This is a genomic window from Ruixingdingia sedimenti, from assembly GCF_031432425.1.
Taxonomy (GTDB): Bacteria; Pseudomonadota; Alphaproteobacteria; order Rhodobacterales; family Rhodobacteraceae; genus Ruixingdingia; species Ruixingdingia sedimenti.
Window position 1 is genome coordinate 84724 of sequence record NZ_JAVKPH010000011.1, and the last position, 15841, is coordinate 100564.

General features: G+C 68.4%; 12 protein-coding genes. 10 read left to right on the forward strand and 2 right to left on the reverse strand.

Annotated features, from left to right (window positions below):
• Positions 1 to 80: 80 nt before the first annotated feature.
• Positions 81 to 1331 carry an MFS transporter gene (locus RGD00_RS11400; protein WP_310457457.1) on the forward strand — a complete coding sequence of 417 codons (1251 nt, stop codon included), beginning with the start codon at positions 81 to 83 and terminating at the stop codon, positions 1329 to 1331.
• A gap of 84 nt (positions 1332 to 1415) precedes the next feature.
• Here the strand turns inward: RGD00_RS11400 and RGD00_RS11405 are convergent, their stop codons facing one another.
• Entirely contained in the window at positions 1416 to 2453 is a 1038-nt protein-coding gene (locus RGD00_RS11405; protein WP_310457458.1) for an alpha/beta fold hydrolase, read from the reverse strand.
• Positions 2454 to 2767: 314 nt separating this feature from the next.
• On the opposite strand from RGD00_RS11405, the gene RGD00_RS11410 reads away from it, so the two are divergent.
• Genes RGD00_RS11410 through mdoH form a run of 3 tightly spaced genes read left to right on the forward strand, consistent with a single transcriptional unit; the run spans position 2768 to position 6374 of the window.
• On the forward strand, positions 2768 to 4369 hold the full coding sequence (locus RGD00_RS11410) for an OpgD/OpgG family glucan biosynthesis protein (RefSeq protein ID WP_310457459.1): 1602 nt from the start codon (positions 2768 to 2770) through the stop codon (positions 4367 to 4369).
• A complete protein-coding gene (locus tag RGD00_RS11415; protein ID WP_310457460.1) occupies positions 4369 to 4578 on the forward strand; it encodes a hypothetical protein in 210 nt (69 codons plus the stop codon). The genes RGD00_RS11410 and RGD00_RS11415 overlap by 1 nt, the downstream gene beginning before the upstream one ends.
• Positions 4579 to 4580: 2 nt before the next feature.
• Positions 4581 to 6374 (forward strand): glucans biosynthesis glucosyltransferase MdoH, encoded by a 1794-nt coding sequence (gene mdoH / locus RGD00_RS11420; RefSeq protein ID WP_310457461.1) that lies wholly within the window; start codon positions 4581 to 4583, stop codon positions 6372 to 6374.
• Positions 6375 to 6634: 260 nt separating this feature from the next.
• Here mdoH and RGD00_RS11425 read toward each other — a convergent pair whose 3' ends face one another.
• Positions 6635 to 7177, reverse strand: coding sequence for a TetR/AcrR family transcriptional regulator (locus RGD00_RS11425; protein ID WP_310457462.1), 543 nt, complete (start codon positions 7175 to 7177; stop codon positions 6635 to 6637).
• 117 nt (positions 7178 to 7294) lie between these two features.
• Between RGD00_RS11425 and RGD00_RS11430 the strand changes: the two genes are divergently transcribed.
• The 6 genes from RGD00_RS11430 (at position 7295) to RGD00_RS11455 (ending at position 15733) form a co-directional block, all read left to right on the forward strand.
• Positions 7295 to 8404, forward strand: a complete 1110-nt coding sequence (locus RGD00_RS11430; RefSeq protein ID WP_310457463.1) for an efflux RND transporter periplasmic adaptor subunit — start codon at positions 7295 to 7297, stop codon at positions 8402 to 8404.
• Positions 8401 to 11484 (forward strand): efflux RND transporter permease subunit, encoded by a 3084-nt coding sequence (locus RGD00_RS11435; RefSeq protein WP_310457464.1) that lies wholly within the window; start codon positions 8401 to 8403, stop codon positions 11482 to 11484. Before RGD00_RS11430 ends, RGD00_RS11435 begins: the two co-directional genes overlap by 4 nt.
• Positions 11485 to 11595: 111 nt before the next feature.
• The gene (locus RGD00_RS11440) at positions 11596 to 12276 is read left to right on the forward strand and encodes an NnrU family protein (RefSeq protein ID WP_310457465.1); all 681 of its coding nucleotides are present in this window, start codon (positions 11596 to 11598) and stop codon (positions 12274 to 12276) included.
• 144 nt (positions 12277 to 12420) lie between these two features.
• A complete protein-coding gene (locus tag RGD00_RS11445; protein WP_310457466.1) occupies positions 12421 to 13245 on the forward strand; it encodes a sulfite exporter TauE/SafE family protein in 825 nt (274 codons plus the stop codon).
• Positions 13246 to 13391: 146 nt separating this feature from the next.
• Positions 13392 to 13976, forward strand: a complete 585-nt coding sequence (locus RGD00_RS11450) for a TRAP transporter small permease subunit (protein ID WP_310457467.1) — start codon at positions 13392 to 13394, stop codon at positions 13974 to 13976.
• Positions 13973 to 15733 (forward strand): TRAP transporter large permease, encoded by a 1761-nt coding sequence (locus tag RGD00_RS11455; protein WP_310457468.1) that lies wholly within the window; start codon positions 13973 to 13975, stop codon positions 15731 to 15733. Before RGD00_RS11450 ends, RGD00_RS11455 begins: the two co-directional genes overlap by 4 nt.
• The last annotated feature ends 108 nt before the right edge of the window (positions 15734 to 15841 follow it).

Below are 15841 nucleotides of genomic sequence, written 5' to 3' on the forward strand. Positions count from 1 at the left end.
AGCGCCCCCGCAACGGGAATGCGACAGGCCCGCCGCCCCATGGCAGGCGCCGCCGGTTCGGGGCAGGAGATTGGACAGCGATGACGGTGGGGATTGCGGGTGCGGCCGGTACGGCCGGAGGGGGACTTGCGCCCCGGGCGCGGGGGAACCTGCTGCTGCTGGCGGGATGTCAAGCGCTGGGGCAGGCGGCGAACACGATGATGTTCGCGGCCACCGCGCTGTCGGTCGTCACCTTCTACGACAACCGCGATCTGGCCACGCTGCCGATGACGATGCAGCATCTGGGCATCATGCTGTGGGTGTTTCCGGCCTCGCTTCTGATGCAGCGGATCGGGCGGCGCGCGGGCTTCATGCTGGGCGCGGTGGTGGGTCTGGTGGGCGCGGGCATCGTGGGGCTGGGGCTCTACCTCGCCAGTTTCGTCACCATGTGCCTGGGCGCGGTGGTGTTGGGCTATGCGGTGGCGAATGTGCACATGTACCGCTTCGCCGCGGTGGAACTGGTGCCGGGCGCCTATCGTGCGCAGGCGATTTCCTGGGTCACGGCGGGGGGCGTGGTCGCGGGGATCATCGGGCCGGGGCTGGTGCGCTGGTCGCATGACCAGATCCTGCCGCTTTACCTGATGACCTATGCGGTGATGGCGGGGCTGCATCTGCTGAGCATCCTCGGCATGGCCTTCATCCGCTTTCCCGCCATCGCCGCCCCGCCCCCGCCGGGCATCGCCCCGCGCCCCGAGGAGGCGCCCCGCCCGCTGCGGGTGATCGCGGCGCAGCCCCGGTTCGTCGCCGCGGTGCTGGCCGCGATGGTCGCCTATGGCGCGATGGCCTTCCTGATGGGGGCCTCGCCGCTGGCCATCGTCGCCTGCGGCCTGCCGCATGCCGAGGCGCATTGGGTGCTGTTCCTGCATGTGATGGGGATGTTCGTGCCCTCTTTCTTCACCGGCAGCCTGATCGCGCGCTATGGCACGACGCAGGTGATGCTGGCCGGGGTGGCGATCCTCGCCCTTGGCATCGTCGTGGCGCTGATGGGCGAGAGTGCCTGGCATTTCCGCATCTCGATGACGCTGAACGGCGTGGGCTGGAACTTCGTCTTCGTCGGCGCGACGACGCTGGTGACGACCTGCTACAGGCTGAGCGAGCGGGGAAAGGTGCAGGCGCTGAACGATTTCATGGTGTTCGGCACCACGGCGCTGGCGACCTTCCTGGCGGGGTTCCTGCAGGAACGGCTGGGGTGGTACCCGCTGAACTGGTTCGGGGTGATCCTCTGCGTGATCATGCTGGGTGCGGTGGTCTGGCTGCGGATGCAGCGGGAACCGGCGGGGGCGGCCGGGTAGGGCGGGGCCGGTGGCGGGGGCGGCGCCGGGGCGCTGCCCCGGACCCCGGGATATTTAGGGACAGAAAATGAACCGGGACGGGTTCTAGCCTGCGGGCCAGATCCCCGGCACCTTCGCCGCCAGCCATTTGGCCAGGATCGCGTTGACCTCGCGCGGGCGTTCCTGGGCCATCCAGTGGCCGCTGTCGGCCACGGCCTCGGTCAGGTCGCGGCAATGGGCGCGCATGGGATCGCCGAAGCGCGACAGGACGGATTCGCAGGTGATGTCGTAGCGCCCGGCGATGAAGAGCGCCGGCATGTCCAGCACGCCGCCGTTCGGGGCGCGGTCGGCATAGGCGCGGTTCGCGGCCTCGTTCATGTAATAGCTGTCGGGGCCGAAAAAGCCGTTGCGGGACAGGCTTTCGGCATAGGCGGCCACGTCGTCCTCGGACAGGACGGCGGGGTCGCGGGGCAGGTCGGGGGCGCGGTCGGCGCCGCCGAACCAGCCGCCATTGGCGAAGATCTGCACATGCGGGCTGGGTTTGCCGAGCGCGTCGGGATTGCCGCGCCGCATCAGCGCGCGGATCGTGGCCGAGGGATCGGCGCCGAGCACATCGCAGGCGCGGCCGAACTGGCGGTGGTAGAACACCTGATAGGCCCATTGCCCCCAGGGGTAGAGGTCTGCGGGATAGAGATCGCGGTCCACCAGATCCACCAGCGCATCCACCCCGCGTTCGATGGTGCGGTAGGGGATGCAGAGGCTGGCCACCGCATGGGTGCGCCCGGGGTGATGCGCGGCCAGAAGCCAGGCGGTGGGGCTGCCCCAGTCGTGCCCGACCCAGACCGCCTTGCGGATGCCGAGCGCATCGGCCAGCCCGATGATGTCGCCCACCACCTTTTCCTGCGCATAGGCGGCATGGTCGGCATAGGCCGAGGACCCGCCATAGCCGCGCATGTCCGGCGCGATGGCGCGAAAGCCGAGCGCGCCGAAGCAGGGCAGCACATGGCGCCAGCTGCGCGACAGTTCCGGCCAGCCGTGCAGGAACAGGATCGCCGGGCCGTCGTCGGGCCCCGATTGCAGGTAGAAGATGCGATGGGTGCCGATGTCGACGGTCTGTCCGCGGGTGCCGTAGTCGGGGGTCATGGGGTCTCCTGCCGTTTTGGACAGGATGGCAGCGCGGGCGCGGGCGGGCTGTCCCCGCCCGTGGGACAGCGGGCCCGCGCAGGGAAACCGGGCGGCGCGGGCCCGACAGGATGGACCGGCACCCCCCATTCTGCATATGCAAAATCGCGCCAGCGCCCCGACGTGGCATTTTTATGCCCAACCGGCGCGAATCCGCACGGCGGGATTTCGCCGGCATGCAGGACGATCTTGCAAATTCGGTCGACTCACCGATATGCCAGAGCGGTCGCGACTCTGTGCCAAGGGTCGCCCGCAACCGTATGGAAAGTGGTCCGATGTTTGCCGTTTCTGCCCGTAGCCCGATGCCGGGGCGGCGCGATCTGCTGAAATGGACGGCCAGCCTCGCCGCGCTTGCGGCCGGCGGGGGCGGGGCGGGGATCGCGCGGGCGCAGCAGGCGCCGGCAGAAGATGCCGCAGCGCAGCAATTTTCCTTCGACCAGTTGACCGCAGACATGCGCGCCGCCGCCGCCCGCGCGTTCGAACCCGCGCCGCGCCCCGAGGGGTTTCTGGGCGAACTGGGCTATGACGACTACCGCCAGATCCGCTTTCGCCCCGACCACGCGCGCTGGCAGGATCCCGCGTTGCGGTTCCGGGTGCACGGGTTCCACATGGGCTGGCTCTATGCCGATCCGGTGCGGCTTTTCGAGGTCGTGGACGGCCGCGCGCAGGAGATGCATTTCACCACCGCCGATTTCGAATACCGCAACCAGCTGGCCGACCGCATCCCGCCGGATGCCGAACTGCCGGGGCTGGCGGGGTTCCGGCTGCACCACCCGCTGAACCGCCCCGACGTCATGGACGAACTGGTGGCCTTTCTGGGGGCGAGCTATTTCCGCGCCGTGGGCCGGGGCAACGCCTATGGCATCAGCGCGCGCGGCCTTGCCATCAACACCGCCACCACCGCGCCCGAGGAATTTCCCCGCTTCACCCGGTTCTGGCTGGAACGCCCGGCCCCCGGGGCGGCGCATGCCGTCGTCCATGCCGCGCTGGAGGGGCCGAGCGTGACGGGCGCCTACCGTTTCATCATCACCCCGGGGGCGGAAACGGTGATGGAGGTGACGGCGCGGCTGTTCTTCCGCGCAGATGTGGTGCAACTGGGCGTGGCGCCGCTGACCTCGATGTTCCTCTTCGCGGAAAAGAACCGCGCGGGCTATGACGACTATCGCCCCAATGTGCATGACAGCAACGGGCTGCGCATCGCGCGGGCGGATGGCGACATGCTGTGGCGGCCGCTGAACAACCCCCCCAATCTGGCCGGATCCTATTTCGCCGAAGCCTCGCCCCGTGCCTTCGGGCTTTACCAGCGCGATCGCGATTTCGACAACTACCAGGACCCCGAGGCGCGGTACGAACTGCGCCCCTCGTTGCAGGTGGAACCGCTCGGCGACTGGGGGGCGGGATCGGTGCGGCTGGTGGAAATCCCGACGGGGCACGAGATCAACGACAACATCGTCGCCTTCTGGGTGCCCGAGGCGCCGGTGAAGGCGGGCGAGGCGCGCGAATTCGCCTATCGGCTGCGGTGGGGGGCGCTGGCGCCCGATCCGGCGCAGACGCTCGCCTGGGTGCATGAAACCCGGTCCGGGCAGGCGGGCATTTCGGGGGGCACGCCCAATCCCGGCCAGCGCAAGTTCGTGATCGACTTCCGCGGCGGGATCCTTGCGCAGCTGCCCGCGGATGCCGACGTGAAGGCCGTGACCTCGGTGCTGAACGGCGAGATCATTACCACCACGATGCAGCGCATCGCGGGCACCGACATCTGGCGCGTCGTCATGGACGTCGCCGCGAAGAACGGGGCGACGGTCGAGCTTGGCGCGCATATCGCCGGTTACGACCGCCGCCTGACCGAAACCTGGCTCTATCAGTGGATCAACATCTGATGCTCGACCTTACCGCCGTTTCCGGGACCGCCTCTGCCGGGCTGGATGCCGACCGTCTGGCGGAAACCCTGGGCGCACCGCCCGTGGCGCCGCTCGCCATGCCGCGGCAGGTGCTCGAACGCGGCCCCGGCGCGGTGCGCGCGGGGCTGGCGCTGCGCCTTTTCGGCCTTGGCGACGCCCGCACCAGCGGCCCGCGCACCGGGCACTGACCATGCCCGCCCCCCCGCGCCGTTCCGGCGAAGGCGCCGCCCCCGCGCGGGCGGTGGCGCTTGTGCTCAGCCTCGCCGCGGGGGCGGGGGCGTTCATGCTGTTCTTGCAGTTCGGGTCCGCCGACGGGCTGCAATGGATCGACATCCTGCGGTCCGTGCTCATCTTCCTGTCCACCTGGTGGCTGGCCTGGGGGGCGGTGCAGGGGGTCATGGGGCTGTTTACCCGCGCCCGGGTTCCCCGTGCCTGTGCGCCGGTGCTGCCGGATGCACCCATTGCGGGGCGCACGGTGGTGCTGGTCCCGGTCTACAACGAGGATCCGGCCGTCACCTTCGCGCGCATCGCGGCGATGGACGCAAGCCTTGCCGCCGCCGGCGCCGCCCCCGCGCAGGTGCATTTCGCCATCCTGTCCGACACCCGCGACGACGCCATCGCCCGGCAGGAACGGCTGTGGTTCCTGCATCTTCTGCGCGAACGCGAGGGCGTGGGGCGGATCTTCTATCGCCGCCGGGCCGACAACCGCGGCAAGAAGGCCGGCAATGTCGAGGAGTTCATCCAGGCCTCCGGCGCCGCCTACGACCATGCGCTGATCCTCGACGCCGACAGCCTGATGGAGGGCGGGACGATCCTCGCCATGATCCGCCGGATGGAGGCGGAACCGGATCTGGGCCTCTTGCAGACCCTGCCCAAGATCATCCGCGCCCGCACGCGGTTCGGCCGGGCGATGCAGTTTTCCGCCGCCTTCTATTCGCCGGTCTTCGCGCGCGGGCTGGCGATGATGCAGGGGCGCACCGGGCCCTTCTGGGGCCACAACGCGCTGGTGCGCATGCGCGCATTCGCCGAGGCCTGCGGCCTGCCGGAACTGGCGGGCAAGCCCCCCTTCGGCGGCCATATCCTCAGCCACGATTATGTGGAGGCCGCGTTGCTGGCGCGGGCGGGCTGGCGGGTGCGGCTGGACGACGATCTGGGCGGATCCTGGGAGGAAGGCCCCGAAAACATCGTCGAACACGCCAAGCGCGACCGCCGCTGGTGCCAAGGCAACCTTCAGCACAGCCGCCTTCTGGCCGCGCCGGGGTTGCGGCCGTGGAGCCGCTTCGTCTTTGTCCAGGGCATCTTCGCCTATATCGCGCCGCTGTTCTGGCTGGCGTTCATGGCCGCCAGCATCGCCGCGCCCTCGCTGACGCCGCCGCTGGACTATTTCCCCGAACCCTACTGGCCCTTCCCGGTGTTCCCCTCGGACGAGACGTCGAAGGCGATCGGGCTGGCCATCGGGATCTTCGGCCTGCTGCTGCTGCCCAAGCTGTTGATCGCGCTGGCGGCGGGGATCGGCGGTCGGGCGCGGGGGTTCGGGGGGGCGCTGCGGGCGATGGGGTCCACGTTGGCGGAGTTGCTGTTTTCGTCGGTGACGGCGCCGGTGCTGCTGATGTTCCAGACCCGTTCGGTGTTGCAGGTGCTGATGGGCCGCGACGCGGGCTGGCCCGCGCACAACCGCAGCGACGGTTTCGTGCCGCTGGCCCGCGCGTGGGAGGCCGCACACTGGATCGTGATCTGGGGCATCGCGGGGCTGGCGGGCACATGGTGGCTGGCGCCGGTGCTGGTGTTCTGGCTCTCGCCGGTGGTGGTGCCGATGATCCTTGCGCCCTTCATCATCACCTGGTCCTCGGGCGAAAGCCGCGGCGGGCTTTTCGCCACCCCGCAAGAGGCCGAAACCCCGCCGGTGGTGGCGCTGCACGATGCGATCCTCGCCCGCTGGCAGGCCGGCCCCCCGGCCGACATTCCCGCCGCCGCGGCGGGCTGAGGCGGGGCGCGTCCGTCAGGGCGGGTTGATATTCAGCCCCCTCGTCTGGCTGGCGATGGCGCGTGCCTTCGCCACATCCTGCCGGTTCCGCTTGTCCGGCCGGGGGCCCCAAGCCCCCGGCCAGCGCCCGCCGGGGCAGGCGCTGGCCTTTCCAGTTTTCCCGGCATCACCGTCCCTGCGGCACCGCCGTGCGAACGGGCGGGGGAAACGCGGTGCGTTTCCTGATCCCGCCCGGCCAAACCGCTATGTGAATGCCGATTTCAGCCCTGCGGGGCAAGCCGCGCGCGCAGCCAGGCCAGCACCTCGGCCCGGGTCGCGTCATCCACCGCGTCGATGTTCAGAAGCCGCATGTTGCGCAGCCCGTGCATGGCCAGGAACGCCAGCGCCGCCAGCGCCGGGTCCGAGGCATTGGCGCGGATCCGGGCGAGGAAATCGCGTTCCCACCGCCGCAGCGGGTCGAGCATGCCGGGATCTTCCGCCAGCGCCGCCAGCAGGCCCGCGGGCGGGTCGGGGTGGCGGCGGCATTCGTCCTCCACGATGTCGAGATAGGCCGACAGCACGCCATCGGGCCGCGCGCTGCGCCCGGGTTCGCCCAGCATCGCGGCGGCGCGTTCCATATAATCGGCCACCATCGCCTCCAGCAGTTCGGCCTTGGACCGGAAATGGTAGAGCAACCCGCCCTTCGACACCCCCGCCCGCGCCGCCACCGCCTCCAGCGACAGATGCCCGGCGCCGGTTTCGGCGGCCAGTTCCTCTGCCGCGCGCAAAAGCTTCTGGCGGGTGCTGATCTTTTCCTGGCGCATCGGCTCGGCCCCTTGACAATACCGTCCGGACGGTAAACTTACTTGCCGCGCAAGGCAAGGCAGCGCAGGCTGCACCTGCCGGGCCAACCCCATTGCCGGCTTCCAGGGACGGATTTCATGTTCAAGCGCCTCTTCATCGCCATCATTCTGTTGGGGGCCGTCGCCGGTGGCGTGGTCTGGTTCAACCTGTTCCGCGACAAGATGATCGCGGATTTCTTCGCCAACCAGCCGGTGGTGCCCAATACGGTATCGACGGCAGAGGCCCAGCCCGGCCCCTGGACGCCCGCGATAGAGGCGATCGGCACCGTCAACGCCGCGCAGGGGGTGGAACTGACGGTGGAAACCGCCGGGATCGTCAAGCAGATCCTGTTCACCTCGAACGCGCAGGTGGCGGCGGGGCAACTGCTGCTGCAACTCGACGATGTGGTGCAGCGCGCGGATCTGGAAGCGGCGCGCACGCAATATGCGCTCAACCGCCAGACGCTGGAACGCGCGCGCGAACTGGTGGGCCGGGGCGTCAGTTCCAGCGTGTCGCTGGAACAGTCCGAGGCGGCGGCGACCGCATCCGAGGCGCAGGTGAAAAAGCTGGAGGCCGTGGTGGAACAGCGCCAGCTGATGGCGCCCTTCGCCGGCACCATCGGCCTGCCGCGCGTCGATCTGGGGCAATATGTGGCCCCGGGCACCATCGTCGCCACCTTGCAGGACCTGTCGACGATGCGGGTCGATTTCTCGCTGCCCGAACAGGAACTGCCGTTCCTGCGCATCGACCAGCCGATAGAGGTGCGCATCGAGGGGCTTGACCAGGCGTTCCGCGGCGCGATTTCCGGGATCGACCCGCGCGTCGATCCGTCGAGCCGCATGGTCGCGATCCGCGGCACGATAGAGAACCCCGAGGGCCGGCTGACCCCGGGCCAGTTCGTGCGCATCCGGGTGGAACTGCCGCAGGAAGAGGGCGTGATCGCCCTGCCGCTGACGGTGCTGCTGGCGAGCCTTTACGGCGATCACGTCTATGTCGCGCGGCCCAAGGCCGACACCCCCGACATGCTGGAGGCGCGGCAGGTCTTCGTCACCTCGGGCCGCCGGACGGGCGGGCGGGTCGAGATCGTGTCGGGCGTGGCGCCCGGCGATCAGGTGATCACCGCGGGGCAGAACCGGCTGTTCAACGGCGCCCCCGTCGCCATCGACAATACCGTCAACCCCGCCGTGCAGGCGACGGAGGCGAAATGAGCTTTTCCGACATCTTCATCAAGCGCCCGGTACTGGCGACGGTGCTGGGTCTCTTGATCCTGCTTCTGGGGTTCCAGGGGCTGGCGAACCTTCAGGTGCGCCAGTATCCCAAGGTGGACGAGACCGTCATCACCATCACCACGGTCTATCCCGGCGCCTCTGCCGACCTGATCCAGGGTTTCGTCACCTCGCCCATCGCCGGCGCGGTGGCGACGACGGAAAACGTGGACTACGTGACCTCCGCCTCGCGGCCCTCGGCCTCGGTGGTGACGGTGAACATGCGCCTCGGCGCCGATCCCGACACCGCGCTGACCGAGGTCATGTCCAAGGTCCAGCAGGTGCGCAGCCAACTGCCGCAGGCGGCAGAGGACCCGACCATCGTCAAGGGCACGGGCATGTCCTTCGCCACGATGTATCTGGCGTTGCAGAACCCCAACATGACCTCGGAACAGGTCACGGAATATATCGAGCGGGTGATCCGCCCGCGCATGTCCACCATCCCCGGCGTGGCCCAGGTGCAGATCATGGGCGGGGCGAACTATGCCATGCGGATCTGGATCGACCCCATCAAGCTCGCCGGCCGGGGCATCACCGCGTCCGAGGTGATGGCGGCGGTCAACAGCGCCAACTTCCTCGCCGCGCCCGGCAAGACGGAAAACGAATTCGTCACCTATGCGATCACCATGCGTTCCACGCTCCAGACGCCCGAGGCGTTCGGGGAACTGCCGCTGGCGTCGCAGGGCGACGAGGTGGTGCGCCTGCGCGATGTGGCGCGGGTGGAACTGGCGGCGGAATCCACCGACACCATCGTGAACTTCAACGGCCAGCCCGGCACCTTCATCGGCGTGTTCCCCACGCCCTCGGCCAACCCGCTGGACCTGTCGACCGAGGTGCTGCGCGAACTGCCCGCGATCCAGGACAGCCTGCCCGACGGCATGACGATCACCCTGATGTACGATTCCACCGAACAGATCGGCGCCTCGATCGACGAGGTGTTCAAGACCATCGCCGAGGCGGTGGGGATCGTGGTGCTGATCATCCTGCTGTTCCTCGGGTCGTTCCGGTCGGTGCTGATGCCGATCATCACCATCCCGCTGTCGCTGATCGGGGTGCTGTTCATCCTCTATGTGCTTGGGTATTCGATCAACCTTCTGTCGCTTCTGGCGATGGTGCTGGCGATCGGGCTGGTGGTCGACGACGCGATCGTGGTGGTGGAAAACATCCACCGCCATATCGAGGACGGGTTTTCCCCGATGCAGTCGGCCTTCATCGGCATGAAGGAGATCTTCGGCCCCGTCGTCGCGATGACGATCACGCTGGCGGCGGTGTTCGCGCCGCTGGCCTTCACCGGCGGGCTGACAGGCGCGCTTTTCCGCGAATTCGCCATGACGCTGGCGGGGGCGGTGGTGATTTCCGGCATCGTCGCGCTGACGATCACGCCCACGATGTCGGCGCGGCTGCTGAAGGCAGGCAATCATTCGCGGTTCCAGCGTTTCGTGGACCGCACCTTCGAGCGGCTGGCGAACTGGTACGAACGGCGGGTGGACTCCTCGCTCGACTTCCGGCCGGTGACGCTGCTGATGGTGGTGGTGCTGGTGGGGGTGACGGGCTGGGCCTTCACCCGCACCTCGACCGAACTTGCACCCGAGGAGGATTCGGGCGCGCTCTTCTCGCTGGTCAACGCGCCGCCCTATGCGACCTCGGAATATACCAAGGTCTATATCGACCAGATGCGCGAACTGACCAAGGACCTGCCCGAGCTTGACGCGAACTTTTCCATCGTCGGCTTCGGCGGGGCGACGAATTCGGGGATCGCGCTCTGGGCCTTCAAGGACTGGTCGCAGCGCGACCGCAGCCAGAAGGAGTTGCAGACCGACCTGCAAGGCCGGCTGACCAAGGTCGCGGGGGTGCAGGCCTTCGTGTTCGCGCCGCCCTCGCTGCCGGGGGCGGGCGGGGGGCTGCCCATCGGGATGGTGATCCAGACCACGGGCGAACCCTCGCGCGTCTACGAGGTGGCAGAGCAGATCAAGAACGAGGCGATGGCGACCGGCCGGTTCATCGTGGTGCAGAACTCGATGGCCTTCAACGCGCCGCAGGTGTCGATCAGCATCGACCGCGACCGCGCGGCGGCGCTGAACCTGCCGCCCGCGCAGATCGGCGCCACGTTGGGCCTGCTGGTGGGTGGCGGAACCATCGCGCAGTTCGACCGCGATTCCAACAGCTACGACATCATCATGCAGGTGCCGCAGGAATACCGCGACAATCCCGAACGGCTGGGGGATTTCTATGTCCGTTCCGCCACCGGGCAGATGGTGCCGCTGTCGGCGGTGGTGAACATTTCCACCACCGTTTCCCCCGCTGCGATCGAGCAGTTCAACCAGCTGAACTCCGCCACGCTGACGGCGCTGCCGATGATCGGGGTGTCCACCGGCGACGGGTTGCAGATGCTGGAGGATATCGCCCGGCCGCTGCTGCCCGACGGGTTCTTCATCGACTATTCCGGCCAGTCGCGGCTGGAGGTGAAGGAGGGCAACACCATCGTGCTGGCCTTCGCGCTGGCGGTGGTGGTGATCTATCTGGTGCTGGCGGCGCAGTTCGAAAGCTTCCGCGACCCGCTGATCATCATGATGTCGGTGCCGCTGTCGATCTTCGGCGCGGTGATCCCGCTGAACCTCGGGCTCGGCACGCTGAACATCTATACGCAGGTAGGGCTGATCACGCTGGTGGGGCTGATCACCAAGCACGGGATCCTGCTGGTGGAATTCGCCAACCAGATCCGCCGTGAACGCGGGCTGTCGGCGCGGGCGGGGATCGTCGCCTCGGCCAAGGTGCGGCTGCGGCCGATCCTGATGACCACGGCGGCGATGTCGCTCGGCGTGGTGCCGCTGATCGTCGCCGCGGGCGCCGGTGCGGCGGCGCGCTATTCCATGGGGCTGGTGATCTTTTCGGGGATCAGCATCGGTACGCTCTTCACCCTCTTCGTGGTGCCGATGTTCTACACCCTGATCAGCCGGCGCGAGATGGCCCCCCCGCCGGAAGAGCCATCGGCCGCGAGCCGCGCCGCCGCCGCCCATCACTGACCCCTGCACGGCGCCTTCGGGCGCCGTGCCGCATTCCGGGGGGCAATCGGGGCGTTGACATCCGCCCGCGTCTGCGCCCCCATCGGCGCAGGTCACTGCGAGGGGGCGACGATGGCGGGATGGGGCGAATTCGTGCTGGCCTATGCGGCCTTCCTGCTCAGCCATGTGATCCCGACGCGGCCCGCGATCCGGGACCCTGCGGCGGCGGTGCTGGGGCAGCGGGGGTTCACGCTGGCCTATTCGCTGCTGTCGGTGGTGCTGCTGACCTGGCTGATCGTTGCGGCCGGGCGCGCGCCATATGTGGGGCTGTGGGATCACGCGGTCTGGCAGCGGTGGGCGGTCAATCTGGCGATGCCGGTGGCGCTGGCGCTGGTGGTGTTCGGCCTTGGCGCGCCCAACCCGCTGTCCTTCGGCGGGCGGGCCGCAGGGTTCGACCCCGACCGCCCGGGCATCGCGGGCGTCGCGCGCCACCCGCTGCTGTGGGCGCTGCTGCTGTGGGCGTCGGCGCATATGATCGCCAATGGCGATCTGGCGCATGTGCTGCTGTTCGGGGGCTTTGCGCTGTTTTCGGCGATGGGCATGCGGATGATCGACCGGCGCAAGCGGCGGCGGATGCCGGATTGGGCGCAACTGGCGGCGCGGACCTCGGCCTTTCCGTTCGCGGCGCTGATGACGGGGCGGTGGCGGCCCCGGGGCGGGCCTTCGGTGTGGCGGCTGGCGGTGTGGCTGGCGGTGTGGCTGGCGCTGCTGTGGCTGCACCTGCCGGTGATCGGGGCCGATCCGCTGCCCTGAACGCGGCGCGCCGTTGTCCCGGACCAAAAATTTTCGTCCGAAAATTTTTCGCCCTCCCCCCGGCGCCGCTTCCCTTCCAACCCCGGACTTGACCCCGCGCGGGGAATGCGGCTGATGGTGCGGACGCCCCCGAAGGAGCCCGCGATGGAGATGTCGACCGATCTGCTGATCCTTGCCGTGATCCTGCTGGCCTCGGGCGCGGTGACGGGGGTGCTGGCGGGGGTGTTCGGCGTCGGCGGCGGGGCGCTGATGGTGCCGGTGCTGTTCGAGACCTTCGGCTTTCTCGGCTATCCCGAGGCCGTGCGGATGCCGATGGCGGTGGGCACCTCGCTGGCGGTCATCATCCCGACCTCGATCCGGTCCTACCGGGGGCATCTGGCGCGGGGTGCGGTGGATCAGGCGCTGTTGCGGGCCTGGGCGGTGCCGATCATCGCGGGCGTGCTGGCGGGCGCGGTGATCGCGCGTTTCGCCCCGCCGCTGGTGATGCAGCTGGTGTTCGTCGTCGTGGCCGGGGTGAACGCGGTCAAGCTGATCTCGGGCACCCGCCGGCTGGATGTCGCCAGCGACCTGCCGAAGGGGCCCTTGCTCGCGGGTTATGGCGGGATCATCGGGCTTCTGTCCTCGCTCATGGGCATCGGCGGCGGGCAGATCGCCAATATCATCATGACTCTGCACGGCCGGCCCATCCATCAGGCGGTGGCGACCTCGGCGGGCATCGGGGTGCTGATTTCGATCCCCGGGGCGCTCGGCTATATCTGGGCGGGCTGGGGCAGGGCGGATCTGCCGCCCGCCAGCCTCGGCTTCGTGTCGCTGCTGGGGGCGGCGCTGTTCATCCCCACCACGATCCTGACCGCGAACCTCGGCGTGCGGCTGGCGCACAGCCTGTCGCGCCGGCGGCTGGAGATGGGCTTCGGCCTGTTCCTGCTGCTGGTCAGCGCGCGTTTCGTCTGGGCCATCCTCGCGGGCTGAGCCCGCCGGACATGAACGTCGCGTCAACTTTTGCGCGGCGCGCGCAACAAAGTTTCAATTCCGTTGACGGGTGGGGGCCGCTCCGCCAATAAAAAAGCAGGAAGCCGCGGCTGAACCGCGGCCGAAGCGCATGCAGGGAGGAACACATGTCCGGGCTCATCGGCCTGACCCGTTGGATCGACCGGATGAACGAGACGATCGGCAGGGCGGTGTCCTGGCTGATCCTCGCGGCCACCGTCATCAGCGCCACCAATGCCGTTATCCGCAAGGTCTTCAGCACGTCCTCCAACGCCTGGCTGGAACTGCAATGGTATCTGTTCGGCGCGGCCTTCCTGCTGGCGGCGGCCTATACGCTCAAGCAGAACGAACATATCCGCATCGACATCGTGTACGGCCTGTTCCCGCGCCGGGTGCAGCACTGGATCGACCTCTTCGGCCATGTCTTTTTCCTGATGCCCTTCACGCTGCTGATGATCTGGTATTTCGTGCCCTATGTGCAGCGGTCGGTGCTGAGCGGCGAGGTGTCCACCAACTCCGGCGGGCTGGTGATCTGGCCGGCAAAGGCGCTGTTGCTGGCGGGGTTCACGCTGCTGGCGATCCAGGGCGTGGCGGAAATCATCAAGAAGATCGCCGTCATGCGCGGCCTCATGGAGGATCCGCATCCCTTCGTCTCTGCCCATGAGGCGGCGGAAATGGAAGGCAAGGCCCTGGCCGAAGAGGTGCGCAAATGATGGAATTCATTGCGGTGAACATGGCGCCGATCATGTTCGCCTCGCTGATCGTGTTTTTGCTGCTGGGATATCCGGTGGCCTTCGCGCTGGCGGCGAACGGGTTGTTCTTCTTCTTCATCGGGGTGGAACTGGCGCCGTTGTCGAACGGCACGATCACGCTCGACTGGCCGTTGCTGGGCACGATGCCCGACCGTTTCTGGGGGGTGCTGTCGAACGAGACATTGCTGGCCATTCCCTTCTTCACCTTCATGGGGATCGTGCTGGAACGATCCGGCATGGCAGAGGATCTGCTGGACACCATCGGGCAGTTGTTCGGCCCAGTCCGCGGCGGGCTGGCCTATGCGGTGGTCATCGTCGGCGCGCTGCTGGCGGCGACGACGGGGGTGGTGGCGGCCTCGGTGATCGCGATGGGGCTGATCTCGCTGCCGATCATGCTGCGCTACGGCTATGACCGGCGCGTCGCCTCGGGCGTCATCGCGGCTTCGGGGACGCTCGCGCAGATCATCCCGCCCTCGCTGGTGTTGATCGTGCTGGCCGACCAGCTGGGCCGGTCGGTGGGCGACATGTACAAGGGCGCGATGGTGCCGGGGCTGGTGCTGACGGCGCTTTACATGGGCTATGTCTTCGTCATCACCATGATCAAGCCCAAGGCGCTGCCCGCGCTGCCGGTCGAGGCGCGCACGCTCGGGTCCGGCATCACCTCGCTGCTGGTGGCGCTGCTGCTGTGCGCGGCGATCGCCTATGGCGCGCATGTGTGGCTGGCGCCGACGCAGGGGGCGAATGCCGACATCCTGGGCGCCACCGTGGGCGTGATCGTGATCTATATCCTGGCGTTGCTGGACAAGGGGTTGAAGATCAACCTGATGTCGCGGCTGGCGCAGCAGGTGATCATGGTGCTTATCCCGCCGCTGGCGCTGATCTTCCTGGTGCTGGGAACGATCTTCCTCGGCATCGCCACGCCGACCGAGGGTGGCGCGATGGGGGCGGTCGGTTCGCTTCTGCTGGCGGCGCTGAAGGGGCGGCTGAGCCTTGGTGTGATCACGCAGGCGCTGGCCTCGACCACGCGGCTGTCGGCCTTCGTGATGTTCATCCTGTTGGGCGCGCGGGTGTTCTCGCTGACCTTCTACGGCGTGAACGGGCATATCTGGGTGGAACATCTGCTGACCTCGCTGCCCGGCGGGCAGTTGGGCTTTCTCATCGTCGTGTCGGTGCTGGTGTTCCTGCTGGCCTTCTTCCTCGACTATTTCGAACTGGCCTTCATCATCGTTCCGCTGCTGGTGCCGCCCGCGCTGGCGATGGACATCGACCTGATCTGGTTCGGGGTGATCCTGGCGGTGAACATGCAGACCTCGTTCATGCACCCGCCCTTCGGCTTTGCGCTGTTCTTCCTGCGGTCCGTCGCGCCGCGGTCGTCCTATATCGACAAGGTGACGGGGCGGAAGATGGACGGCGTGACCACGGGGCAGATCTACTGGGGGGCGATCCCGTTCCTCTGCATCCAGCTGGTGATGATCGCGGTGGTGATCGCCTTCCCGCAGATGGTGATGCACTACAAGGGCCCGCAGGTGGACCCGAGCACGGTGACGATCACCCTGCCGCAGATGCCGGGCCTCGGCGGCGGCCTGGGGGCCCCGGGCGGGCTCGGCGCGCCGGGCGGGGGGCTGGGATCCCCCGGCGGTCTCGGGGCGCCGGGTGGCCTGGGGGCCCCGGGCGGGCTTGGCACGCCGGGCGGGCTTGCGCCGCCTGCGTCGAACTGAACGCCCCCGCAGGCGGGGAAACGGCGGCGCAGCGATGCGCCGCCGTTTTTCTTTGCGCCGTGCAGGGCCAATGAAAAAGGCCCCGGGTTTCCCCGGGGCCCTGCAAGG